This is a genomic window from Cellulosimicrobium sp. AB352, assembly GCF_049538415.1.
GTDB lineage: Bacteria > Actinomycetota > Actinomycetes > Actinomycetales > Cellulomonadaceae > Cellulosimicrobium > Cellulosimicrobium funkei.
In genome coordinates, this window is the sequence record NZ_JBMVFX010000001.1 from 25,665 (window position 1) to 47,014 (window position 21,350).

24 protein-coding genes are annotated in these 21,350 nt (G+C 73.3%); 11 read left to right on the forward strand and 13 right to left on the reverse strand.

Going from position 1 to position 21,350, the window contains the following annotated elements:
* Nucleotides 1-158 precede the first annotated feature (158 nt).
* Nucleotides 159-371: a DUF7455 domain-containing protein gene (locus tag ACPCUX_RS00115; protein WP_021479923.1), complete on the reverse strand. Its 213-nt coding sequence runs from the start codon at nt 369-371 to the stop codon at nt 159-161.
* Nucleotides 372-571: 200 nt separating this feature from the next.
* Here ACPCUX_RS00115 and ACPCUX_RS00120 point away from each other — a divergent pair, with 200 nt between their 5' ends.
* From ACPCUX_RS00120 to ACPCUX_RS00140, 5 genes are all read left to right on the forward strand, one after another.
* Nucleotides 572-2,701 carry a DNA gyrase/topoisomerase IV subunit B gene (locus ACPCUX_RS00120; RefSeq protein WP_031315183.1) on the forward strand — a complete coding sequence of 710 codons (2,130 nt, stop codon included), beginning with the start codon at nt 572-574 and terminating at the stop codon, nt 2,699-2,701.
* A gap of 2 nt (nt 2,702-2,703) precedes the next feature.
* On the forward strand, nt 2,704-3,348 hold the full coding sequence (locus tag ACPCUX_RS00125; protein WP_415296240.1) for a cation transporter: 645 nt from the start codon (nt 2,704-2,706) through the stop codon (nt 3,346-3,348).
* A 64-nt stretch (nt 3,349-3,412) separates the two neighbouring features.
* Nucleotides 3,413-3,886, forward strand: coding sequence for a DUF4430 domain-containing protein (locus ACPCUX_RS00130; RefSeq protein ID WP_171468014.1), 474 nt, complete (start codon nt 3,413-3,415; stop codon nt 3,884-3,886).
* Nucleotides 3,883-4,470, forward strand: a complete 588-nt coding sequence (locus tag ACPCUX_RS00135; protein WP_171468013.1) for a DUF6580 family putative transport protein — start codon at nt 3,883-3,885, stop codon at nt 4,468-4,470. The genes ACPCUX_RS00130 and ACPCUX_RS00135 overlap by 4 nt, the downstream gene beginning before the upstream one ends.
* Before the next feature lie 70 nt (nt 4,471-4,540).
* Entirely contained in the window at nt 4,541-4,909 is a 369-nt protein-coding gene (locus ACPCUX_RS00140) for a DUF2200 domain-containing protein (protein ID WP_363374675.1), read from the forward strand.
* 13 nt (nt 4,910-4,922) lie between these two features.
* On the opposite strand, the gene ACPCUX_RS00145 is transcribed toward ACPCUX_RS00140, so the two are convergent.
* The 4 genes from ACPCUX_RS00145 to ACPCUX_RS00160 all read right to left on the reverse strand — a co-directional run bounded on the left by ACPCUX_RS00145 (nt 4,923) and on the right by ACPCUX_RS00160 (nt 6,881).
* Nucleotides 4,923-5,363: a VOC family protein gene (locus ACPCUX_RS00145; RefSeq protein ID WP_171468011.1), complete on the reverse strand. Its 441-nt coding sequence runs from the start codon at nt 5,361-5,363 to the stop codon at nt 4,923-4,925.
* Between the two features lie 71 nt (nt 5,364-5,434).
* Nucleotides 5,435-6,082 carry a dihydrofolate reductase family protein gene (locus ACPCUX_RS00150; protein ID WP_415296238.1) on the reverse strand — a complete coding sequence of 216 codons (648 nt, stop codon included), beginning with the start codon at nt 6,080-6,082 and terminating at the stop codon, nt 5,435-5,437.
* Between the two features lie 85 nt (nt 6,083-6,167).
* On the reverse strand, nt 6,168-6,404 hold the full coding sequence (locus ACPCUX_RS00155; RefSeq protein WP_034655601.1) for a helix-turn-helix domain-containing protein: 237 nt from the start codon (nt 6,402-6,404) through the stop codon (nt 6,168-6,170).
* Nucleotides 6,405-6,881 (reverse strand): DUF2975 domain-containing protein, encoded by a 477-nt coding sequence (locus tag ACPCUX_RS00160; RefSeq protein WP_423387931.1) that lies wholly within the window; start codon nt 6,879-6,881, stop codon nt 6,405-6,407.
* A 749-nt stretch (nt 6,882-7,630) separates the two neighbouring features.
* On the opposite strand from ACPCUX_RS00160, the gene ACPCUX_RS00165 reads away from it, so the two are divergent.
* Nucleotides 7,631-7,933 carry a hypothetical protein gene (locus ACPCUX_RS00165; RefSeq protein WP_423387932.1) on the forward strand — a complete coding sequence of 101 codons (303 nt, stop codon included), beginning with the start codon at nt 7,631-7,633 and terminating at the stop codon, nt 7,931-7,933.
* 47 nt (nt 7,934-7,980) lie between these two features.
* Here ACPCUX_RS00165 and metH read toward each other — a convergent pair whose 3' ends face one another.
* Entirely contained in the window at nt 7,981-11,574 is a 3,594-nt protein-coding gene (metH, locus tag ACPCUX_RS00170; RefSeq protein WP_423387933.1) for a methionine synthase, read from the reverse strand.
* Between the two features lie 123 nt (nt 11,575-11,697).
* Here metH and ACPCUX_RS00175 point away from each other — a divergent pair, with 123 nt between their 5' ends.
* Entirely contained in the window at nt 11,698-12,831 is a 1,134-nt protein-coding gene (locus ACPCUX_RS00175; protein ID WP_168945932.1) for a GNAT family N-acetyltransferase, read from the forward strand.
* Nucleotides 12,832-12,850: 19 nt separating this feature from the next.
* Here ACPCUX_RS00175 and ypfJ read toward each other — a convergent pair whose 3' ends face one another.
* Genes ypfJ through ACPCUX_RS00190 form a run of 3 tightly spaced genes read right to left on the reverse strand, consistent with a single transcriptional unit; the run spans nt 12,851 to nt 14,698 of the window.
* On the reverse strand, nt 12,851-13,756 hold the full coding sequence (gene ypfJ / locus ACPCUX_RS00180; RefSeq protein WP_085387780.1) for a KPN_02809 family neutral zinc metallopeptidase: 906 nt from the start codon (nt 13,754-13,756) through the stop codon (nt 12,851-12,853).
* Between the two features lie 34 nt (nt 13,757-13,790).
* On the reverse strand, nt 13,791-14,324 hold the full coding sequence (locus tag ACPCUX_RS00185; protein ID WP_051876952.1) for a hypothetical protein: 534 nt from the start codon (nt 14,322-14,324) through the stop codon (nt 13,791-13,793).
* A 5-nt stretch (nt 14,325-14,329) separates the two neighbouring features.
* Nucleotides 14,330-14,698, reverse strand: a complete 369-nt coding sequence (locus ACPCUX_RS00190) for a hypothetical protein (RefSeq protein WP_021481118.1) — start codon at nt 14,696-14,698, stop codon at nt 14,330-14,332.
* A gap of 246 nt (nt 14,699-14,944) precedes the next feature.
* On the opposite strand from ACPCUX_RS00190, the gene ACPCUX_RS00195 reads away from it, so the two are divergent.
* A complete protein-coding gene (locus tag ACPCUX_RS00195; protein WP_034655609.1) occupies nt 14,945-16,543 on the forward strand; it encodes an ABC-F family ATP-binding cassette domain-containing protein in 1,599 nt (532 codons plus the stop codon).
* A gap of 27 nt (nt 16,544-16,570) precedes the next feature.
* Here the strand turns inward: ACPCUX_RS00195 and ACPCUX_RS00200 are convergent, their stop codons facing one another.
* Genes ACPCUX_RS00200 through ACPCUX_RS00210 form a run of 3 tightly spaced genes read right to left on the reverse strand, consistent with a single transcriptional unit; the run spans nt 16,571 to nt 18,170 of the window.
* Nucleotides 16,571-17,560, reverse strand: a complete 990-nt coding sequence (locus ACPCUX_RS00200) for an SURF1 family protein (RefSeq protein ID WP_423387934.1) — start codon at nt 17,558-17,560, stop codon at nt 16,571-16,573.
* A complete protein-coding gene (locus tag ACPCUX_RS00205) occupies nt 17,557-17,805 on the reverse strand; it encodes a hypothetical protein (RefSeq protein WP_009863594.1) in 249 nt (82 codons plus the stop codon). The genes ACPCUX_RS00200 and ACPCUX_RS00205 overlap by 4 nt, the downstream gene beginning before the upstream one ends.
* Nucleotides 17,802-18,170: a DUF3099 domain-containing protein gene (locus ACPCUX_RS00210; RefSeq protein ID WP_009863593.1), complete on the reverse strand. Its 369-nt coding sequence runs from the start codon at nt 18,168-18,170 to the stop codon at nt 17,802-17,804. Before ACPCUX_RS00210 ends, ACPCUX_RS00205 begins: the two co-directional genes overlap by 4 nt.
* Before the next feature lie 198 nt (nt 18,171-18,368).
* Here ACPCUX_RS00210 and fabG point away from each other — a divergent pair, with 198 nt between their 5' ends.
* From fabG to ACPCUX_RS00225, 3 genes are all read left to right on the forward strand, one after another.
* Nucleotides 18,369-19,094, forward strand: coding sequence for a 3-oxoacyl-ACP reductase FabG (gene fabG, locus ACPCUX_RS00215; protein WP_043653054.1), 726 nt, complete (start codon nt 18,369-18,371; stop codon nt 19,092-19,094).
* A gap of 122 nt (nt 19,095-19,216) precedes the next feature.
* Nucleotides 19,217-19,984: an enoyl-ACP reductase FabI gene (gene fabI / locus ACPCUX_RS00220; protein ID WP_021483251.1), complete on the forward strand. Its 768-nt coding sequence runs from the start codon at nt 19,217-19,219 to the stop codon at nt 19,982-19,984.
* Nucleotides 19,981-20,535, forward strand: coding sequence for a SixA phosphatase family protein (locus ACPCUX_RS00225; protein ID WP_423387935.1), 555 nt, complete (start codon nt 19,981-19,983; stop codon nt 20,533-20,535). Before fabI ends, ACPCUX_RS00225 begins: the two co-directional genes overlap by 4 nt.
* A gap of 70 nt (nt 20,536-20,605) precedes the next feature.
* On the opposite strand, the gene serB is transcribed toward ACPCUX_RS00225, so the two are convergent.
* Nucleotides 20,606-21,274 carry a phosphoserine phosphatase SerB gene (serB, locus tag ACPCUX_RS00230; protein WP_415296226.1) on the reverse strand — a complete coding sequence of 223 codons (669 nt, stop codon included), beginning with the start codon at nt 21,272-21,274 and terminating at the stop codon, nt 20,606-20,608.
* Nucleotides 21,275-21,350: the final 76 nt, after the last annotated feature.

Sequence of the window (21,350 nt, forward strand, 5' to 3'; positions counted from 1 at the left end):
CGTCCGTCGCACGACGAAGGCCCCGAGGAGATCTCCTCGGGGCCTTCGTCGTGTCTGAGGTCTGTCTCTGAGGTGGTCGTCGCGGGGGACCGGGCGGTGGAGCCGGTCCCCGCGGTCGTGCGCTCCTGGCGCGGGACGGTGCTCGGCGGACCGGCGCGTCAGCGCGCGCCGTGCTCCGCGAGCAGCTTGTCGGTCTCGTCCTGGATGGACGTCGCGAGGTCGGTGTAGGCATCCGCGTGCGCCCGCGCGTGGTGGCCGCAGAACAGCAGCTCGCCGCTCGGCAGGACCACACGGACGTACGCCTGGGCCCCGCAGCGGTCGCAGCGGTCGGCCGCGGTCAGCGGTTCGGTGGTGGTCGTCGTAGCAGTCACATGAACATCAAACCATCCCCTCCTGAGGTTTCGTCCCGGGGGAGGGCCGGGTTCGCTACCCGCGAAGCGCGCTCACCCGGCGCCGTCGTCTCCCGCCGGCATCTCACGCATCCCGCCGCATCCCGCCCGATCGCGCGGCGTCCGCGGCAGCGCGGCGGGGCAGCACCGCGCTGTGGGCGCCCTCGTCTAGGCTTGCCGCCGTGACGACCACCTCCGCTGAGTCCAGCTACACCGCTCGGCACCTGTCCGTGCTCGAGGGCCTCGAGGCCGTGCGCAAGCGCCCGGGCATGTACATCGGCACGACCGACTCGCGCGGTCTCATGCACTGCCTCTGGGAGATCATCGACAACTCGGTCGACGAGGCGCTCGCGGGCAACTGCTCGAAGATCCGGGTCGTGCTGCACGCCGACACCTCCGTGACGGTCGAGGACGACGGCCGCGGCATCCCCGTCGACATCGAGCCGAAGACGGGCCTGTCCGGCGTCGAGGTCGTCTTCACCAAGCTGCACGCGGGCGGCAAGTTCGGCGGCGGGTCGTACACCGCGTCGGGTGGTCTGCACGGTGTCGGCGCGTCCGTCGTCAACGCGCTGTCCTCGCGTCTCGACGTCGAGGTCGACCGCGGCGGCAAGACGCACCGCATGACCTTCCACCGCGGCGAGCCGGGCGTGTTCAGCGACCCGAAGACGGGCCCGACGCCGGACGCCCCGTTCGAGCCGTTCGTGTCCGGGTCCGAGCTCGCGGTCGTCGGGAAGACGAAGCGCGGCGTCACCGGCACGCGCGTCCGCTACTGGGCGGACCGCCAGATCTTCCTCAAGACGGCCGTCTTCTCCTACGACGAGCTCGTCACGCGCGTGCGCCAGACGACGTTCCTCGTCCCCGGTCTCGAGATCACGGTGCGCGACGAGCGCGGCGTGCCGGGGACGCCGGGGGAGTCCGGGCCGCACGAGGAGACGTTCGTGCACACGGGCGGGTCGGTCGACTTCGTCGACTTCCTCGCGCCGGACACCCCCGTCACCGCGACGTGGCGCCTCACGGGCTCGGGCTCGTTCACGGAGACCGTCCCGGTGCTCGACGACCGGGGTCACATGACCCCGCAGGCGGTGCAGCGCGACTGCGAGGTCGACGTCGCGCTGCGCTGGGGCACCGGCTACGAGACCGAGGTCCGCAGCTTCGTCAACATCATCGCCACGCCCAAGGGCGGTTCCCACCTCGGCGGCTTCGAGCAGGGTCTGCTCAAGGTGCTGCGCAAGGCGGTCGAGACGAACGCGCGCCGCCTCAAGGTGTCGACGAAGGACGCGTCCGAGCGCATCGAGAAGGACGACGTGCTCGCCGGCCTGACGGCCGTCGTCACCGTGCGCCTCGCCGAGCCGCAGTTCGAGGGCCAGACGAAGGAGGTCCTCGGCACGGCGCCGGTGCGCGGCATCGTGGCGCGTGTCGTCGAGAAGGAGCTGAACGCCCTCCTCACCTCCACCAAGCGCGACGAGAAGACGCAGGCCGCGCTGCTGCTCGACAAGGTCGTCGCCGAGATGCGCGCGCGCATCACCGCGCGCAAGCAGAAGGAGATCTCGCGGCGCAAGAACGCGCTCGAGACGTCGTCCCTGCCGGCCAAGCTCGTCGACTGCCGCAGCGACGACGTCGAGCGCAGCGAGCTGTTCATCGTCGAGGGCGACAGCGCGCTCGGCACCGCGCGCCTCGCGCGCAGCTCCGACTTCCAGGCGCTGCTGCCCATCCGCGGCAAGATCCTCAACGTGCAGAAGGCGTCCGTGAGCGACATGCTGCGCAACGCCGAGTGCACCGCGATCATCCAGGTGCTCGGCGCCGGGTCGGGGCGGTCGTTCGACCTCGAGGCCGCGCGCTACGGCAAGATCGTGCTCATGACGGACGCCGACGTCGACGGCGCCCACATCCGCACCCTGCTGCTCACGCTCTTCTACCGGTACATGAAGCCGCTCGTCGAGGCGGGCCGCGTCTTCGCTGCCGTGCCGCCGCTGCACCGCATCGAGGTCATCGGCGCCGGGCGCCGCAAGAACGAGTACATCTACACGTACTCCGAGGCCGAGCTCGCCGCGACGCTCAAGAAGCTCGACAAGGCCGGCCGCCGCTACAAGGACGACATCCAGCGGTACAAGGGCCTGGGGGAGATGGACGCCGATCAGCTCGCCGAGACGACGATGGACCCGCGCCACCGCACCCTGCGTCGCGTCACGGCCGAGCACGCCGAGGCGGCGGAGCGCGTGTTCGAGCTGCTCATGGGCAGCGACGTCGCGCCGCGCAAGGAGTTCATCGTCGCCGGCGCGGCCGAGCTGGATCACGCCCGCATCGACGTCTGACGATGTCCGCCGGGCAGGACGCGCGACGGGCGGGCGACCCCGACCTGGTCGGGCTGCTGCGGCGCACCGTCCTGCTGGTCGCGGGGCTCAACCTCGCGTACTTCGTCGTCGAGCTCACCGTCGCGCTCGCGGCGGGTTCGGTGTCGCTGCTCGCCGACAGCGTGGACTTCCTCGAGGACACCGCGATCAACCTGCTCATCGCCGTCGCGCTGGGTTTCCCGCTCGCGCGGCGCGCGGTCCTGGGCAAGGCGCTGGCGCTGCTCATCCTCGTCCCCGCGCTGTTCGCGGCGTGGGAGGTCGTGCGCCGGTTCGGCGACCCGCCCGCACCCGAGGTGCTGCCGATCGTCCTCGCCTCGCTCGGCGCGGTCGTGGTCAACGGGGTGTGCGCGTGGCTCCTCGTCCGCGTCCGCCATCACGGCGGGTCGCTGAGCCGGGCCGCGTTCCTGTCGGCCCGCAACGACGTGCTCGTCAACGTCGCCGTCATCGCGATGGGGCTCGTGACCGCGTGGACCGGGTCCGGCTGGCCGGACCTCGTGCTGGGGTGCGGGATCATCCTCCTCGCGGGCCACTCCGCGTACGAGGTGTGGGAGGTCAGCGAGGAGGAGCGGCTGGCGGCCAGGGCCGTCGCGGGCGAGGAGATCGGGTGAGGGGCCGTCGTCCGACAGGCGGGCGACCCGGCGCGAGCCGGGCGGCGCTCCGTACGCTGGCGACGTGACCCTCCGAACGCTCCGCGCCACGTCCGCGCGCCCGCTCACCGCCCTGACCGCCGTCCTGCTCACCGCGGGCCTGCTGGCCGGGTGCTCGTCCGCCGACGAGCCCGCCGCCGACACCACGTCGACCTCCACGGCGACCGCGGGCGAGGAGTCGAGCGCCCCGGCCGACGACGCGACGGACGAGGCGCCCGGCGACGAGTCCGGCGACGACGAGGACGCGCCCGAGCTCTCCTACGAGGGGCGCGAGGGCGCGACGGCCCTCGACCTGCTCCTCGAGGCGGACCCGTCCGCCCAGGTGACCGGTGAGGGCGAGAACGCGTTCGTCACGGCGATCGACGGCGTCGCCGCCGACCCGGACAGCGAGTTCTGGGCCCTGTACGTGAACGGCGAGATGGCTACCGTGGGTGCAGGCTCGCTCGAGACGAAGGACGGGGACGAGATCACGTGGAAGCTCGAGACGTTCACCTCGTGACGCGCTCGGAGAGCACGGCGCTGCGCTGGTGGCGGCCGGCGCTCGTCGTCACGCTCGCGGCGCTCGCCGTCGTGTGGCGGCTCGTGCGCGCCGACCTCGGCGCACCCCCGAACCTCGAGCTCGTCACCGCGGCGACGTTCGCGGCGACGATCCTGCTGCGCTCGCGGTGGGCGTTCGTCGTGCCGCTCGCGGTGACGGTCGTGTCCGACGTCGTGCTCGGCAACACGGCGATCGCGCTGTTCACGTGGAGCGCGTGGCTCGTCGTCGGGCTGGGCTCGCTGCTCGCGCGGAACACGACCGGGTGGCGCCGCGTCGGCGCGGGCGCGGCGTTCGGCGTCGCGGGCTCGCTGTGGTTCTTCGCGTGGACGAACTTCGGCGTCTGGCTGCAGGGCCGCGGCGGCTGGTACCCGGCGGGAGCGGACGGGCTCGTCGCGAGCTACGTCGCGGGTCTGCCGTTCCTGCGCACCATGCTGCTCGGCAACCTCGTGCTCGTGCCGCTGGTCGCGGCCGGGACGCTGCTCGTGGACCGGCTCGAGGCGTCGCACGGGATGGTCGGCGCCCGCGCCGTCCCCGCCGCGCGGTAGCGTGGTTGGTACCGGGCGCCGCACGGGCTGAGCCCGCGACGGGCTCGGCCGGGGCAGGAGGAGGACACCCATGGCGGGACACCGGATCTTCGGCATGAGCTTCGCGAGCCTCTACCCGCTCTACGTGACCAAGGTGGAGCGCAAGGGGCGCACGAAGGACGAGCTCGACCAGGTCGTCGGCTGGCTCACCGGCTACGACGACGCCGGCCTCGCGCAGGCGATCGCCGACGAGATCACGCTCGAGGAGTTCTTCGACCGGGCGCCTGCGTGGAACCCGAACGCCTCGCTCATCACCGGGGTGATCTGCGGCGTCCGCGTCGAGGACATCGAGGACCCGCTCATGCAGAAGGTGCGCTACCTCGACAAGCTCGTCGACGAGGTCGCGCGCGGCAAGAAGATGTCGTCGATCCTGCGCGGCGAGGCGGCCACCGCCTCCTAGCGGCGCCCGCGGCTCACCCGAGCTCTTCCGCGAGCCCGACGATGATGCCGCCGGGCCCCCGCAGGTAGCAGAGGCGGTACGCGTCCTCGAAGCGTACGACCTCACGCAGCACCGCCCCGCCGTGGCGGGCGAGGCGCTCGACCGTGTCGTCGAGGTCGTCCACGGCGAACATCACCCGGTGCAGGCCGAGCACGTTCGGCGGGGCGGTGCCGAGCCCCAGGTCGAGCGGCGCCGGCGCGTGGTACCGCGTGAGCTCCAGCCGCCCGGGGCCGCCGGGGACGCGCATCATCGCGATCTCCGAGCGGAGGTCGTCGAGCCCGACGACGCGCTCCGCCCACCGCCCCTCGATCGTCATCCGGTTCTCGAGCTCCATCCCGAGCTCGGCGAAGAACGCGATGGCCGCGTCGAGGTCGTCGACGACGACGGCCACGTTGTCGAGGCGCTGGATCGCCACGGGTGCCTCCTGAGGTGCTGGGGTCGGTGGGTCGTCCGGGGTGCCGGTGAGGTCCGGCGCCGAGCAGGGCGTCAGGCGTCCTGCCCGACGCCGCGCCCCGGCTCGCTCATGTCGCCCGTGCCCGGCGTGCCGTCCGCGAGGCCGTAGCGCAGCAGGACCGTGCCCGTCGGGCTCGGTGCGGGAGGCTCGAGGAGGGTGAGGTTGGTGGGGACGGCGCCGCCGTCGAACACGGTCTTGCCCGCGCCGAGCACGATGGGGTGCACCCACAGGTCGAGGCGGTCGAACAGCCTCTCGGTCAGCAGCGTCTGCACCAGGTCGAGGCTGCCCACGACCTTGACGTGCTCGTGCCGGTCGCGCACCTCGCGCACCGCGGCGGGCAGGTCCGGGCCGAGCAGCGTCGACCCGGCCCACGGCAGGTCCGGCGTGCCGCGCGACGCCACGTACTTGGGGATGCGGTTGAACAGAGCCGCGAAGTCGTCGTCCTGCCCGCCCTCCTGGAACGGCCAGTACGACGCGAAGATGTCGTACGTGCGGCGTCCGAGCAGCAGCGCGTCCGTGCCCTCGTACGCCGCGGCGATCTGCTCGCCCGCGACGTCGTCGAGCAGCGGCGCCTGCCACCCGCCGAACGCGAACCCGCCCTCCGAGTCCTCCTCCGGCCCGCCGGGCGCCTGCCCGACGAGGTCGAGGGTCGTGAACAGCTCGATCTCGATGCTTCCCATGGCTCGGCTCCCGCGGCGTCGTGGTCTCGGTCACGGGTAAGACGTCGTCCGGTCGCCGAACTCATCGACGCGGCGGCCGGGCGGGTCAGGTGGCGGGCGGTCCTGCGTCGTCGGGCTCGTCCGGGACCCACCGCAGGACGTCTCCGGGCTGGCACCCGAGGACGCGGCAGACGGCGTCCAGCGTCGAGAAGCGCACGGCCTTCGCGCGCCCGTTCTTCAGGACGGCGACGTTCGCCGGCGTGATGCCGACCGCGGCGGCGAAGTCGCCGACGGACATCTGCCTCCGCGCCAGGAGGACGTCGAGGTCGATGACGATCGGCACCTAGATCACCGCGGCCAGCTCGCGGCGGTCGGCGGTCGCGGCGCGGAGCAGCGCGCGCAGCACCACGACGAGCAGGGCCAGCGCGCCCCCGCCCACGAGCGAGCCGAGGAGGCCGAGGAGCACGAGCGGCCCGCCGAGCTGCGCCCCGAACGTCAGGTGACCGAACACCGTCGCGGCGAGGATCGCGACCGTGACCACGCACCCGATCACCACGGTGACCGAGCGCAGCGCGCGCGGGTCGAACACCTCGTCGCGGGCGGCGAGGCCGAGCAGGCGCCACACCGCCACGAGGGCGACCTCGACCGCGAGCAACGCCAGCACGGCCAGCACGGAGTACGGGACCACGAGGCCGCGGACCTCCGGGTACTGCGCCCCGACCTCGGCGGCGAGGAGGGGGGCGAGGAACATCGACAGCGCGGTGCCGAGGGCCACGAGGACCAGGAGTGCTCGTGTGCACGCGACGAGGGGAGGTCTCATCTATCGATTGTCGATAGATGAGACGGCTCTGTCAACGACCGAGACACGACCCGTTGCGCGAAGGGGGAAGCGCGCGGCCGGGCGGTATCCGCTGTACCCGTCCGCCGGCGGCGTCGGCCCCGGGTGCTCTCTCGTCCGCGGAGCGGTCGATCAGCCGAGTCACAGCGTGGCGTCCCAAGATCCTGCGGATCCTGGCCTGTGGATAACGGGTGCCCTCGCCGTCGCGGCGTCTACCGTCCGGTCCAGGAGCCCACGACCAGGAGGATCATCATGCTCGACCAGCACGAGCGCACGTGCCAGCACGAGCGAACGACCGCGGTCCCTCGCACGGGGCACCGTTCCCGTACTCGCCTCGCCACGCGTCGGAGAGCCACCGTCGGTCGCGTGCTCTCGGGACTGGGGGTCGCCGTCGTCCTCACGGTCGTTCCCGGCTGCGCGCTGCCCTTCGTCGAGACCGACGACGGCGCGACCCCTGCGGCGGCGGTGAAGCCCCAGAGCGAGGGCGAGCCGGCGACCCCCTCCGGGGCCGGGTACGCGATCGTCTCGGGCCAGCCGGTGCGGACGCCCTGCTGGTCCTACGAGGGTCCGAAGGCGTTCGTGAACAACGTCTCCTCGGACCAGGAGGAACACTGCCACGGTGCCCTCGAGCTCTGGGGCGAGGTCGTCGACGGGGCGGTGGTGCCCACGGGCGTCGGGGCGGTCTACGGGCAGGTGTCGGTCGAACCGGTGCGGGTCGCGACGTCCGAGGCGTGGGGGTCGGGACCGATCTCGGGGGAGCGGTCGACCTCCTCGCGGACTCGTACTTCGCGGAGAACGGCAGCATCCTCAGCCTGCACGAGGCGACCACCCTCGACGGCGTTCCGGCGAACATCACCCGGGTCGAGGGGAGCTTCGAGGAGACGCGGACGAAGGCCTTCATCACCGCCTTCGCACCCGAGCGGTTCGCGTCGGGCACGGACGAGGTCCAGTTCTTCGTGATCGCGATCGTCACCCCCTACGACAACGGCGACGAGCTCATCGAGCAGGTCACGGGCACGTGGACGTGGTCCTGACGCTGCTCCCCGGTCGCCCCGGAAGGACGCCCCGCGGCTGGCGATCGTCAGACGCTGAAGTACTTGGCCTCGGGGTGATGAAACACAAAACAATCCGTCGACTGCTCCGGGTGGAGCTGGAGCTCCGCGGAGAGCTCGACACCCACACGCTCGGGCCGCAGGAGCTCGACGACCTTCGTCCGGTCCTCCATGTCCGGGCAGGCGGGGTACCCGAGCGAGAAGCGGGCGCCGCGGTACTCGAGCTTGAACATGCCCTCGACCTCGGTCGGGTCCTCGTCGGCGAACCCGAGCTCGGCGCGCACGCGCGAGTGCCACATCTCGGCCAGCGCTTCGGTGAGCTGCACCGACAGACCATGCAGCTCCATGTACTCGCGGTAGTGGTTCCCCGCGAACAGCTTCGCGGTGTGCTGGTCGACGCTCGCGCCCATGGTGACGAGCTGGACGGGCAGCACGTCGTACTGGCCCGTCTCCTCGACCCACGATCGCGGCTTGACGAAGTCGGCGAGGCACAGGTGCCGGTCGCGGCGCTGGCGCGGGAACGTGAAGCGCAGCCGCTCGGTCCCCGGCTCGCCGCCGGACCCGCCGTCGGGCGCGCCGATCCCCGCGAGCCCGGCGCCGTGGTGTGCGACGACGACGTCGTCGCCCTCCGACCACACCGGGAAGTACCCGTACACGACCGACGGGTCGACAACGCCGTCGGTGCGGATCCGCTCGTACCAGGCGTTGAGGCGCGGGCGCCCCTCGGTCTCGACGAGCTCTTCGTACGACGCTCCGTCGTCACCCCGGCCGGGCTTGAGCCCCCACTGGCCCATGAACGTCGCGCGCTCGTCGAGGAACGCCGCGTACTCGGCGAGCTGGACGCCCTTGACGAGGCGCGTGCCCCAGAACGGGGGAGCGGGGACCGGGTTGTCGGCCGCGACGTCGGACCGCGCGGGCAGGTCCTCGAGGGGCGTCTCGGTCACGGTGACCACGGCGTGCCGCCGCTTCTTCAGCGCGGGCAGCCCGACGTCGTCGGGCGACTCGCCGCGCGCGACGCGCACGAGCGGCTCCATGAGGCGCAGGCCTTCGAACGCGTCGCGCGCGTACCGGACGACGCCCGGGAACTGGCCCGCGAGGTCGTCCTCGACGTACGTGCGGGTGAGCGCCGCGCCACCGAGCAGGACCGGCCAGCGGCCGGCGAGCCCGCGCGACGTGAGTTCCGCGAGGTTCTCCTTCATCACGACGGTGGACTTCACGAGCAGCCCGGACATGCCGATGACGTCGGCGTCGTGCTCCTCGGCGGCCTCGATCATCGCGGAGATCGGCTGCTTGATGCCGATGTTGACGACCGTGTAGCCGTTGTTGGTGAGGATGATGTCGACGAGGTTCTTGCCGATGTCGTGCACGTCGCCGCGCACGGTCGCGAGCACGATCGTGCCCTTGGAGCCGCTCGAGCCCTCGATCTTCTCCATGTGCGGCTCGAGGTAGGCGACCGCGGTCTTCATGACCTCGGCGGACTGCAGCACGAACGGGAGCTGCATCTCGCCGCGTCCGAACAGGTCGCCCACGACCTTCATGCCCTCGAGCAGGTGGTCGTTGACGATCTCGAGCGCCTTGATCCCGGACGCCATCGCCGCGTCGAGGTCCTCCTCGAGACCCTTGCGCGCGCCGTCGACGATCCGCCGCTCCAGCCGCTCGCCGACGGGCAGCGCCGCGAGCTCCGCCGCGCGCTGGTCCTTGAGCGCCGCCGAGTCCACGCCGTCGAACAGCTCGAGCAGCCGGGCGAGCGGGTCGTGCACGAGGTTCCCCTCGTCGTCGTACCGCCGCCGGTCCCACACGAGGTCGAGCGCGGCCTCGCGCTGCTCGGCGGGGATCTGCGCGAGCGGCAGGATCTTCGCGGCGTGCACGATCGCAGAGTCCAGCCCGGCCTCGACCGCCTCGTGGAGGAAGACCGAGTTGAGCACGGTGCGCGCGGCGGGGTTGAGGCCGAACGACACGTTCGACACCCCGAGCGTCGTGTGGATGCCGGGGTAGCGGCGCGTGATCTCGCGGATCGCCTCGATCGTCTCGATCGCGTCGCGCCGCGTCTCCTCCTGGCCGGTGGCGATGGGGAACGTCAGGGCGTCGACGATGATGTCGTCGACCCGCATGCCCCAGTCGCGCGTGAGCGTCTCGACGAGCCGCGTGGCGATCTCCACCTTGCCCGACGCGGTGCGCGCCTGGCCCTCCTCGTCGATCGTCAGCGCGACGACGGCCGCCCCGTGCTCGACGACGTGCGGCATGATCCGCGCGAACCGCGACGTCGGCCCGTCGCCGTCCTCGAAGTTCACCGAGTTCACGACGGCGCGCCCGCCCACGAGCTCGAGGCCCGCCGCGATGACCTCGGGCTCCGTCGAGTCGATGACGAGCGGGAGCGTCGACGCGCTCGCGAGGCGCGAGACGACCTGCTTCACGTCCGCGACGCCGTCGCGCCCCACGTAGTCGATGCACACGTCGAGCAGGTGCGCGCCGTCGCGCGTCTGGGCGCGCGCGATCTCGACGCACTCGTCCCAGTTCTCCGCGAGCATCGCCTCGCGGAACGCCTTCGACCCGTTGGCGTTCGTGCGCTCGCCGATCGCGAGGAACGACGCGTCCTGGTGCAGGTCCGTGTGCGAGTACAGGCTCGCGACGCCGTTCTCGCGCTCCGGGTGGCGCTCGACGACCGGCCGCGCGCGCACCGCCTCGACGACGCGGCGCAGGTGCTCGGGCGTCGTGCCGCAGCAGCCGCCCACGAGGCCCAGGCCGAACTCGGTGACGAACTGGGTGTGCGCCGCGGCGAGCTCGTCGGGCGTCAGCGGGTACGTCGCCCCGTTCGGGCCGAGCACCGGCAGCCCGGCGTTGGGCATGCACGTCACGGGGATCTCCGCGTGCCGCGACAGGTGCCGCAGGTGCTCGCTCATCTCGGCCGGGCCGGTCGCGCAGTTGAGCCCGATCGCGTCGACGCCGAGCGCCTGGAGCGTGGTCAGCGCGGCCCCGATCTCGGAACCCATGAGCATCGTGCCCGTGGTCTCGACCGTCACCTGGACGATCACGGGCACCTCGCGCCCGACGTCGCGCATCGCGTTCCGCGAGCCCGTCACCGCGGCCTTCGCCTGGAGCAGGTCCTGGCTCGTCTCGACGAGGATCGCGTCGGCCCCGCCCTCCAGGAGGCCTGCGGCCTGCTCGGCGAACGTGTCGCGCAGGTGCGCGTACGTCGTGTGCCCGAGGCTCGGCAGCTTGGTCCCGGGACCCATCGAACCGAGCACCCAGCGCGGGTGGTCGGCGGTCGCGTGGGCGTCCGCCCGCTCGCGCGCGATCCGCGCCCCGGCGGCGGCGAGCTCGCGGATCCGGTCGTCGATGTCGTAGTCCGACAGGTTGGACCAGTTGGCGCCGAACGTGTTCGTCTCGATCGCGTCCACCCCGACCTCGAGGTACGCGTCGTGCACCGCGGCGATGATGTCGGGTCGCGAGACGTTGAGGATCTCGTTGCAGCCCTCGAGGCCCTCGTAGTCCTCGAGCGTCGGGTCCTGCGCCTGGATCATCGTGCCCATCGCGCCGTCGGCCACGACGACGCGCGTGCGCAGCGCCTCCGCGAGGGCCCGGGAGCGGGCGTCGGCGAGGTCCTGAGGAACGACGGTCGGCATGCTCGCAGCGTAGATCGCGTGCGGCACGGCACGGGGAGCCGTCTCAGCGGGCCGACGCGCCGCGCGCGGACTGAACGGGAAAAGCACGTGCCCGACGGCGCGGGCCCCCCTACCGTGGTCGCCATGTCCTCTCCCTCGACGACCGACCGCGCCGAGGCGGCGCCCCCGACGCTCGCCCCGATCGCCGAGCGCGCCGCCGCGCCCTCGACCCTGCCGCCGGTGACCGCGGGCGGGCTCACGTGGCGCTCCGCCACGCCTGCCGACGCGCCGGCCCTGCTCACGCTGCGCAACGACATCGCGGAGGCGGACGACGAGCCGTACCGCGAGACGCTCGCGGAGATCGAGGAGATCTTCACCGCGCCGTGGCGCGACGTCGCGGCCGACTCGATCGTCGGCGTCGACACCGACGGGACGCTGCGCGCCTACGGGATGGTCGACACCAACCCGGGGGACGCGCGCACCGTGCGGGCCTTCCTCGGCGGCGGCGTCCACCCGACCCACCGGGGGCGCGGGATCGGGCGCGAGGTGCTCGCCTGGCAGGTGGCCCGTGCCCGGCAGGTGCTCGCCGCGAGCGGCAAGGAGCTGCCCGCGCGGCTCGCCGTCTTCGGGGAGGACACCGACCCGCCCGAGAAGGCGCGGCTCTACGCGCGGTTCGGGTTCGTCGCCCGCCGCTTCTACTCCGACCTGCGTCGCGACCTCGCGGCCCCCGTGCCCGACGTCCCGCTCGACGGTTCCCTGCACGTCGTCCCGTGGTCCGCCGAGCTCGACGAGGCGACGCGCCTCGCGCACAACGACGCCTTCCGCGACCACTGGGGGAGCGAGCCCCGCACCGCCGAGGCGTGGACGCACGGGCGCAGCGAGTTCGCGCCGCAGTGGTCGTTCCTCGTGGTCGACGACGCGCCCGACGCCGACGCGCTCCTCGCCGACCCGGCCACCGACCCCGAGACCGCCGCCGCGCTGCGCGCCGGCGAGCCGCTCGTCGTCGGCTACGAGATGGCGGGCCGGTACGACGAGGACTTCCCCGTGCGGGGGTACACGTTCGGGTACACCGAGCTCCTCGGCGTCCGGCGCGCGTACCGGGGGCGCCGCGTCGCCGTCGCGGCGCTCGCGGCCGCGATGCGCGCGTTCGCGGCGGACGGCATGCAGTACGCCGCGCTCGACGTCGACACGGAGAACCCGTCCGGCGCGCACGGCCTCTACGCGAGCCTCGGCTACGAGAAGGTCACCGGCTCGCGCATGTACTCGATCGAGCTCTGAGCGAGCTCGGCCAGAGCGGTCACAGCGTCGAGGCGGAGAGCGCGTCGCAGTCCTGGAGCGTGCCGCCCTCGTAGCCGGTCGTGAACCAGCGCTGGCGCTGCTCGCTCGACCCGTGGGTCCAGCCCTCGGGGTTCACCTGGCCGGTCGCGGCCTCCTGGATGCGGTCGTCGCCGACGGCGGACGCCGCGGACAGCGCGTCGTCCAGCTGCTGCTTGGTGATCGGTGCGAGGAACGTCACGCCGGTGTCCGGGTCGACGGTGGTCGCCGCGTGGCCCGCCCACATGCCGGCGAGGCAGTCGGCCATGAGCTCGATGCGCACGGAGTCGGACTCAGGGCCCGTGCCCTGCCGGTCCGCCGAGTCCATGGCGCCGGTCAGCTGCTCGATGTGGTGCCCGAACTCGTGCGCGACGACGTACATCTCCGCGAGGCCGCCGTCGTTCGCACCGAAGCGGTTCGTCAGGTCGTCGTAGAAGCCGAGGTCGATGTACACCGTCTGGTCGGGCGGGCAGTAGAACGGCCCGACGGCGCTCGTCGCCGCGCCGCACCCCGTCGAGACCTGCCCGGTGAAGCTCACGACCTCGGGCAGCGCGTACTCGACGCCGGCCTGCTGGGGGAGGGCCTCGGTCCAGTAGGCGTCGAGCGACTGGACGGTGCCGTTGAGCCGGCACTCGCGCGTCGTGTTCGCCTGCTCGGCGGTGCACGTGTCGATGTACTCCTGCTGGCCGTCGCCGTACGCGCCGGAGTCCGACCCGTCGCCGCCGGTCAGCGCGCTGAGGTCGACGCCCGTCTGGTTGCCGACGAACGCGATGAGCAGCGCGACGAGCACCGCGCCGATCCCGCCGCCCGCGATCATCGGGCCGCGCCCGCGGCCGCCACCCTTGCGGACGCGTCCGCCCTCGAACGATCCGCCCTCCTGGAATGTCACAGGGGAACGCTACCCCCGGGCGCGGTCGCAGGCCTCAGAAGCGGACCAGCGCGCGCAGCACCCGCGCGAGCAGGTCGTGGTCGCCGCGGTGCTCGTGCCGCTCGACGGGCCCGACGACGGGCGCCGGCGGCTCGCGACGCGGCAGCGTGCCGGGGTCGTCGCCGGGTGCCTCGGCAACGGTCTCGGCCAGGTAGGTGTCGACGAAGTCGACGAGGAATCGCTCGACGCGGCGGCTCGTGAGGGCGATGTTCCAGTCCGTCGGGCCCACGAGGATGACCGACAGGTCCTGCCCCAGCAGGTAGACGAAGACGCACGCCTCGGCGGTGTTGAGGATGCAGCGCGCCGAGCTGCCCGGGACGGCCGGGCCCTGGGTGAGGGCCGCGGCGACGGCCCGCGCCACCTCGACGACCGGGCCGGGAGAGGGGCCGGCACTGCCGAGGACCCGGCCACCGGGACCGAGGGCGAGCACGTGCGCCTCGTGGTCGAGGGCGTCGTCGATGCCCCGCAGCACGTCCACCACGCTGCGGGGGGCGACCCGCCCGCGCTGGTCGAGGGCGTCCGCGACCACGGGCGTCAGAGCGACAGCGACTCGTCGAGCTGGGCCAGGCCGCGGCGCGCGAGCGCGAGGTTCGCCCGTCCGCGCTCGAGCACGAGGTAGGAGAAGGTGCCCCGCAGGCTCTCGCGCTGCGACAGGCGGATGAGGTGGTACTGGCGGCCGAGCGTGATGAGGATGTCCTCGATGCCGTCCTCGAGCCCGAGCTGCTCGATCGCCCGGAGCTTCGCGCGGATGACCTCGGTGTTCGCCGCGGCGGCGAGCTCGAGGTCGAACGGGGCGGCCTGCTTCTGGACCAGGGCCAGGCCGCTGCTGTAGTCGACGACCGCGATCGCGATCGCCCCGTCCAGCTCGAGGACCTTGCTCAGTGCTGCTTCGGCGTTGCTCAACGTGCTCTCCTTGCTCGGGTCCCCCCGCCATCTCCTCGGCGGTCCGGGACGTCCGGAGGCTAGCACGATGGGCTGATTGTCCCGTTCTGTTCCCTGTGTGTGGGACCGCCGTGGGGCGGTCCGGGGGCGTCGAGAGAAAGACCGCGCGGGAGCGGGCGCGCGGCCCGTAGAATCGTCGGGCCCCGTCGATCGGATCGCCCCACCAGGCTGGATCCACCGGGGTCACCCTTCGGAGAGGACCTGCACGTGATCACCGCCCACGGCGTCGAGCTGCGCGTCGGCGCCCGCGTCCTGCTGCACGAGGCGACGTTCCAGATCGCCGCGGGCGACCGGATCGGCCTCGTCGGCCGCAACGGCGCCGGCAAGACGACCCTGACCAAGACCCTCGCGGGCGAGACCCAGCCCACGGCGGGCAAGATCACGCGCGGCAACGACATCGGCTACCTGCCCCAGGACCCGCGCACCGGCGACCTCGACGTCATCGCGCTCGACCGGGTCCTCTCGGCACGCAACCTCGACAAGATCGTGCGCCAGATGCGCGAGACCGAGGGCGCGATGGCGAGCGCGGACGCGGAGACCCACGAGGCCGCGATGGAGCGCTACCCCAAGCTCGAGGCGCGGTTCCTCGCGGCCGGCGGGTACGCGGCCGAGAGCGAGGCGCACCGCATCACGAGCAACCTCGGTCTCGACGACCGCGTGCTCGGGCAGCCGCTGAGCACGCTGTCCGGTGGCCAGCGCCGCCGCATCGAGCTCGCGCGCATCCTCTTCTCCGGCGTCGAGACGCTGCTCCTCGACGAGCCGACGAACCACCTCGACGCCGACTCGATCGTCTGGCTGCGCGACTACCTCAAGTCGTACAGCGGCGGCTTCGTCGTGATCTCGCACGACGTCGAGCTGCTGCGCGCGACGGTGAACAAGGTGTTCCACCTGGACGCCAACCGCGGCGAGCTCGACCAGTACAACCTCGGCTGGGACGCCTACCTCGCGCAGCGCGAGTCCGACGAGCGCCGTCGTCGTCGCGAGCGGCAGAACGCCGAGAAGAAGGCGGGCGCGCTCCTCGCCCAGGGCGAGAAGATGCGCGCCAAGGCCACCAAGGCCGTCGCCGCGCAGCAGATGATGCGCCGCGCCGAGAAGATGCTCGCCGGCATCGAGGGCGAGCGCCAGAGCGACAAGGTCGCGAAGCTGCGCTTCCCGAAGCCCGCGCCGTGCGGACGGACGCCGCTCACGGCGAGCGGGCTGTCCAAGGCCTACGGCTCGCAGGAGGTCTTCGCGGGCGTCGACCTCGCGATCGACCGCGGCAGCCGCGTCGTCGTGCTCGGCCTCAACGGTGCCGGCAAGACGACGCTCCTGCGCATCCTCGGCGGCGTCGAGCAGCCGGACACGGGCGAGGTGCACCCGGGTCACGGCCTGAAGATCGGCTACTACGCCCAGGAGCACGACACGCTCGACATGGACGCGACCGTCGTCGAGAACCTGCGCCACGCGGCGCCCGACCTCACGGACACGCAGGTGCGCTCCGTGCTCGGGTCGTTCCTCTTCTCGGGCGACGACGCGGACAAGCCGACGAACGTGCTGTCCGGCGGGGAGAAGACGCGCCTCGCGCTCGCGACGCTCGTCGTCTCGGCGGCGAACGTGCTGCTCCTCGACGAGCCGACGAACAACCTCGACCCCGCGTCGCGCGCCGAGATCCTGGGGGCGCTCAAGACGTACGAGGGCGCGGTCGTCATGGTCACGCACGACGACGGCGCGGTCGAGGCGCTCGAGCCCGAGCGCGTCCTCCTGCTGCCCGACGGCGACGAGGACCTGTGGAGCGACGAGTACGCGGAGCTCGTCTCGCTGGCCTGACCGGGCCGCTCGTCGCCGGGACCGGGGCTACCGCGGGGCGGGCCCCTGCCGGGCGTCGAGCTGCGCGTCGATGAGCGCGTCCTCCTCGTCCTCGGCGCTCGGACGGCGTGAGCGCGGCTCCCGCCGGGCCCGCGCGGCGTCCGGGTCCTGGGCCGCGAGGAGGTCGCCGGCGGTGAGCGTGGTCTCCTCCCCGCGCGCGTCGCGCCGGTCGCGGCGCACGAGGAGCCAGAAGCCGGCGACCGCGCCGAGGGCGAACACCGCCCACTGGAACGCGTACGACAGGTGCGAGCCGGGGTCGGTGTCCGGCTTCGGGAGCGCCTCCAGGGTCTGCGCCGCGGGCGGCACCTCGGTGCGCAGCTGCCCGTAGGCGCCGACCGTGCGGCCCTCGGCCCAGCCGCCGCCGTCCGGGCCGGCGGCGAGGACCTGGTCGGTCGCGATGGCCTGCACCTGGCCCGCGGGCGCGTCCCGGCCCGACGGCGGCTCGTCGCCGCGCAGCGTCACGGTCGCCTCGACGTCGCCCGCGGGGGGCGGAGGCACGTCCCCGGGGGTGACGGCGTCGGTCCCCAGCGGCACGAACCCGCGGTCCACGACGATGACGAGCCCGTCCGGGGCGGACGGCGTGGGGTTCGTCACGAACGGGACGAGCACGTGGAAGCCGGGGCTACCGCCCACCGGGCGGTTGCGCAGCAGGACCGTGGCGTCCGTCTCGTAGCGTCCCTCGAGGGTCACCGGCCGCCAGAGGTCGGCCTCGTCGAGCTCGGCACCCGGGGCGGGCAGCACGTCGTCCACCGGGACCGGGTCCGACGTGTAGTTCGCCTCGATGCGCTCGATCTCGGCGTCACGCGAGACGTAGCGGTTCCACTGCCAGCGGCCTGCGACGAGGCACAGCGCGACGAGGACGAGGACCCCGACCGCGAGCGTCGCCCACTGGCGCGGGGTGCGCGGCTGGTGGGCGTCCGCGGTGGCGCGCTGCGGCGTCGGGCCCGCGGGGACCTGCGGTGGTGCGGCCTGCGTCACGGGGCCGCCCGGCGCTCGAGCTCGTCGACCGGCACCGTCGAGCGCCAGAACGAGCGGGCGCCGAGGAACGTCTCCAGGTGCTCCCGGTGCGCGTCGCACGCGAGCCACACCTTGCGCCGCTCGGGCGTGTGGATCTTGGGGTTGTTCCACAGCAGGCCCCACGCGGCGGCCTCCTGGCAGCCCTTGGCGCTGCACACCAGCTCGTCCTCGCCGACAGGGTCGGCGAGGCCCAGGACGTCGGTCACCGGCGGTCCTCCTCGTCGTCGTGCGGCTCGCGGGGCTCGGCGCCCCCGATGCCGTGGCTCCCGGGCGCACCCGCCGTGGGCAGCGCGCGGTGCTCCATGGGGGAGGTGTCGTAGTGCGCCTGGTCGCGGCCCGCGTTGGCGACGAGCACCGCGCTGTACGGCAGCACGACCGCGCCGACGGCGAGGACCCACGTCACCCAGCTGCCCTGCGCCAGGATGGCGCCGAAGATGCACACGAGCCGGATGCCCATCTGGATCAGGTACTTGCGCTCCCGGCGCGCCTGGTCCGCGGCGAGCGGTTCCGGTGCGGCGGTGATGCTCGGGACCGCCTCGGCCGACCTCCGGGCGGCGCGTCGTGTGGTCACCTGTCCAGTCTACGTTTGTCGGGACCCCACAAAGTGTGGGGGAGCGGTGTGACCTGGGCGCACCGCGCACCGCGGGGCCTGCGCACGGTACGGTCGGTGCGGCGCCGTCGCGCCGGGCCCGGCAGGGCCCACCCGGCACCGGCCGTGCGGGACCCGTCCCCGGCCGCCGACCCACCCGACCGTCCCGAGGAGCCGCACGTGTCCGAAGCCACCGCCCCCGCCCCGCGCACCGTCGTCGTCACCGGCGCGAACCGGGGCATCGGCCGTGCCATCGCCGAGCGCTTCGTCGCGAACGGCGACCGCGTCGCGACCGTCTACCGTGGCGGTGACCTGCCCGCGGGCGTCTTCGGCGCCGTGGCGGACATCACCGACACCGCCGCCGTCGACGCCGCGTTCTCCGAGATCGAGAAGGAGCTCGGCCCGGTCGAGGTGCTCGTCGCGAACGCGGGCGTCACGCACGACCAGCTCCTGCTGCGAATGACCGACGAGGACTTCGAGTCCGTGATCGACGTCAACCTCACCGGCACGTTCCGCTGCGTGCGCCGGGTGACGAAGGGCATGATCCGGCTGCGCCGCGGGCGCATCGTGCTCGTGTCGTCCGTGATCGGCCTCTACGGCGGCGCGGGCCAGGTCAACTACGCCGCCTCGAAGGCCGCGCTCGTGGGCATGGCGCGCTCGATCACGCGCGAGCTCGGGTCGCGCAACATCACGGCGAACGTCGTGGCGCCCGGCTTCATCGACACCGCGATGACCGCCGAGCTCCCCGAGGAGCGCCAGGCCGCGTACAAGTCCGCCATCCCCGCGGGCCGGTTCGCCCAGGCGGACGAGGTCGCCGGGGTCGTGCAGTTCCTCGCGTCCGACGACGCGGCGTACGTCTCGGGGGCCGTGATCCCCGTCGACGGCGGCCTCGGCATGGGCCACTGACCACACCTCGCGGCGCCTCCCGCGCCCGCCCCGCGGCGCCGTCACCGACGCGCCCGCCCCACCTCTCTTTCAGTACGCTCGCCTCAGCGCGCCCACAGCGGGCGCACGACGGAAGGAAACCGATGGGTCTGCTCGACGGCAAGAAGCTCCTCGTCACGGGAGTGCTCACCGACTCCTCGATCGCGTTCCACGCGGCGCGGCTCGCGCAGGAGGAGGGTGCCGAGGTCGTGCTCTCCTCGTTCGGCCGCCAGATGAAGCTCACGCAGGCCTTCGCGAAGCGCCTGCCGGTCGAGGCGCCCGTCGTGCAGCTCGACGTCACGAACGACGACGACCTCGCCGGCCTCGCGGACGCGGTGCGTGAGCACACGGACCGCCTCGACGGCGTCGTGCACTCCATCGGCTTCGCGCCGCAGAGCGTCATGGGCGGCAACTTCCTCTCCGGCACCTGGGAGGACGTGGCGACCGCGCTCCAGGTCTCGACGTTCTCCTACAAGTCGCTCGCGGTCGCGGCGAAGCCGCTCATGACCGACGGCGGCGCCGTCGTCGGCCTCACGTTCGACGCGCAGTTCGCCTGGCCGGTCTACGACTGGATGGGCGTCGCGAAGGCGGGCCTCGAGTCCGCGAACCGCTACCTCGCGCGCGACCTCGGCCCCGACGGCATCCGGGCCAACCTCGTCTCCGCGGGCCCGATCCGCACCACGGCGGCGAAGTCCATCCCGGGCTTCGCGCAGATGGAGGACGCCTGGCCGAACCGGGCGCCCCTCGGCTGGGACCAGACGACGGCGGAGCCCGCCGCGCGCGCGGTCGTCGCGCTCCTGTCCGACTGGTTCCCGGCGACGACCGGCGAGATCGTGCACGTCGACGGCGGCGTGCACGCCATGGGGCAGTGACCGCGGAGGAGCGCAACGGCGCGCAGACCCCCGACGGCGGCACGCGCCGCCTCGTCCTGCTGCGCCACGCGAAGGCCGAGCCCGGCGGCGGGAACGTCGACGACGTGCTGCGCCCCCTCGCGCTGAACGGCCGCCGGCAGGCGGTGCGTGTCGGTGCGGCGCTGCGCGAGTCGGGGCTCGTCCCCGAGCGCGTGCTGTGCTCCTCCGCGCTGCGCACGCGTCAGACGTGGGAGCTCCTGTCGGCGCACCTGGGCGACGTCGCGCCCGACGTGCTCGTGAGCGACAGCCTCTACGCGGCCGACGTCGCCGACGTCCTGGACCTCCTGCGCACCACGGACCCGCGGGTCCGCACGCTGCTCGTCGTCGGGCACGAGCCCACGATGGCGGCCACCGCGTCGTACCTGGCGGACCCGGCGTCCGACGGCGGCGCGCTCGCCCAGGTGCGCGTCGGCGTGCCGACCGCGACGTACTCGGTCCTGGAGTCCGGGGCGTCGTGGGACGCGTGGGAGCCGCAGGCCGCCCTGCTGACCTACGTGGGCCGCCCGTCCTGACCCGGTCGCGGCGCACCCGCACGACGGAGCCCTGGCACCCCACGGTGCCAGGGCTCTCGTGCGTCCGGGGTCAGCGCGCGGCGTCGACCTGGTCGACGACCGCGAGCACCGCGTCGAGACGCGGTCCGTCGACGCCGTAGGGGGCCTGCTCGCGCACGACGGGCTTGGCCGCGAAGGCGATGCCGACGCCCGCGGCGCCGATCATGTCGAGGTCGTTCGCGCCGTCGCCCACGGCGATCGTCGCGCTCATGGGCAGGCCGAGCTCGGCCGCGAACTCGCGCAGCGCGGCCTCCTTCGCCGCACGGTCGACCACTGGCCCGGTCGTGCGGCCCGTGAGCCGCCCGGCGGAGACCTCGAGCCGGTTCGCGCGGAAGCGCGTGATGCCGAGCTCGGCTGCGAGCCCGGCCACGACCTCCTCGAAGCCGCCCGAGACGAGCGCGACCTCCCAGCCGCGGCGTCGAGCCTCGGCGACGAGCTCGCGGACGCCGGGGGTGAAGGTCGCGCGCGCGCGGACGTCGTCGAACGCCTCGACGGGCACGCCCGCGAGGGTCGCGACGCGCTCGCGCAGCGAGGCGCCGAAGTCGATCTCGCCGCGCATCGCGCGCTCGGTCACCGCCGCGACCTCCCCGCGCGTGCCGGCGTGGTCGGCGAGGAGCTCGATGACCTCCTGCTCGATGAGCGTCGAGTCGACGTCCATGACGAGGAGCCGCACGGGGGCGCTCGGCGGGTCGGGGGTCACGCGAGGGCTCCTCGGGCTGGCGGTCGCGGGCGGGGCAGGGCTCGGCGCGGCGTCGGGCACGTGCACGACGCCGGTC

Excerpts from the sequence above, each read along its gene's own strand:
- ACPCUX_RS00160 (WP_423387931.1), bottom strand. The coding sequence starts at position 6,881 with ATGAGACCTCCCCTCGTCGCGTGCACACGAGCACTCCTGGTCCTCGTG.
- ACPCUX_RS00175 (WP_168945932.1), top strand. The coding sequence starts at position 11,698 with ATGTCCTCTCCCTCGACGACCGACCGCGCCGAGGCGGCGCCCCCGACG.
- ACPCUX_RS00150 (WP_415296238.1), bottom strand. The coding sequence starts at position 6,082 with ATGGGAAGCATCGAGATCGAGCTGTTCACGACCCTCGACCTCGTCGGG.
- metH (WP_423387933.1), bottom strand. The coding sequence starts at position 11,574 with ATGCCGACCGTCGTTCCTCAGGACCTCGCCGACGCCCGCTCCCGGGCC.
- fabI (WP_021483251.1), top strand. The coding sequence starts at position 19,217 with ATGGGTCTGCTCGACGGCAAGAAGCTCCTCGTCACGGGAGTGCTCACC.
- ACPCUX_RS00125 (WP_415296240.1), top strand. The coding sequence starts at position 2,704 with ATGTCCGCCGGGCAGGACGCGCGACGGGCGGGCGACCCCGACCTGGTC.
- ACPCUX_RS00140 (WP_363374675.1), top strand. The coding sequence starts at position 4,541 with ATGGCGGGACACCGGATCTTCGGCATGAGCTTCGCGAGCCTCTACCCG.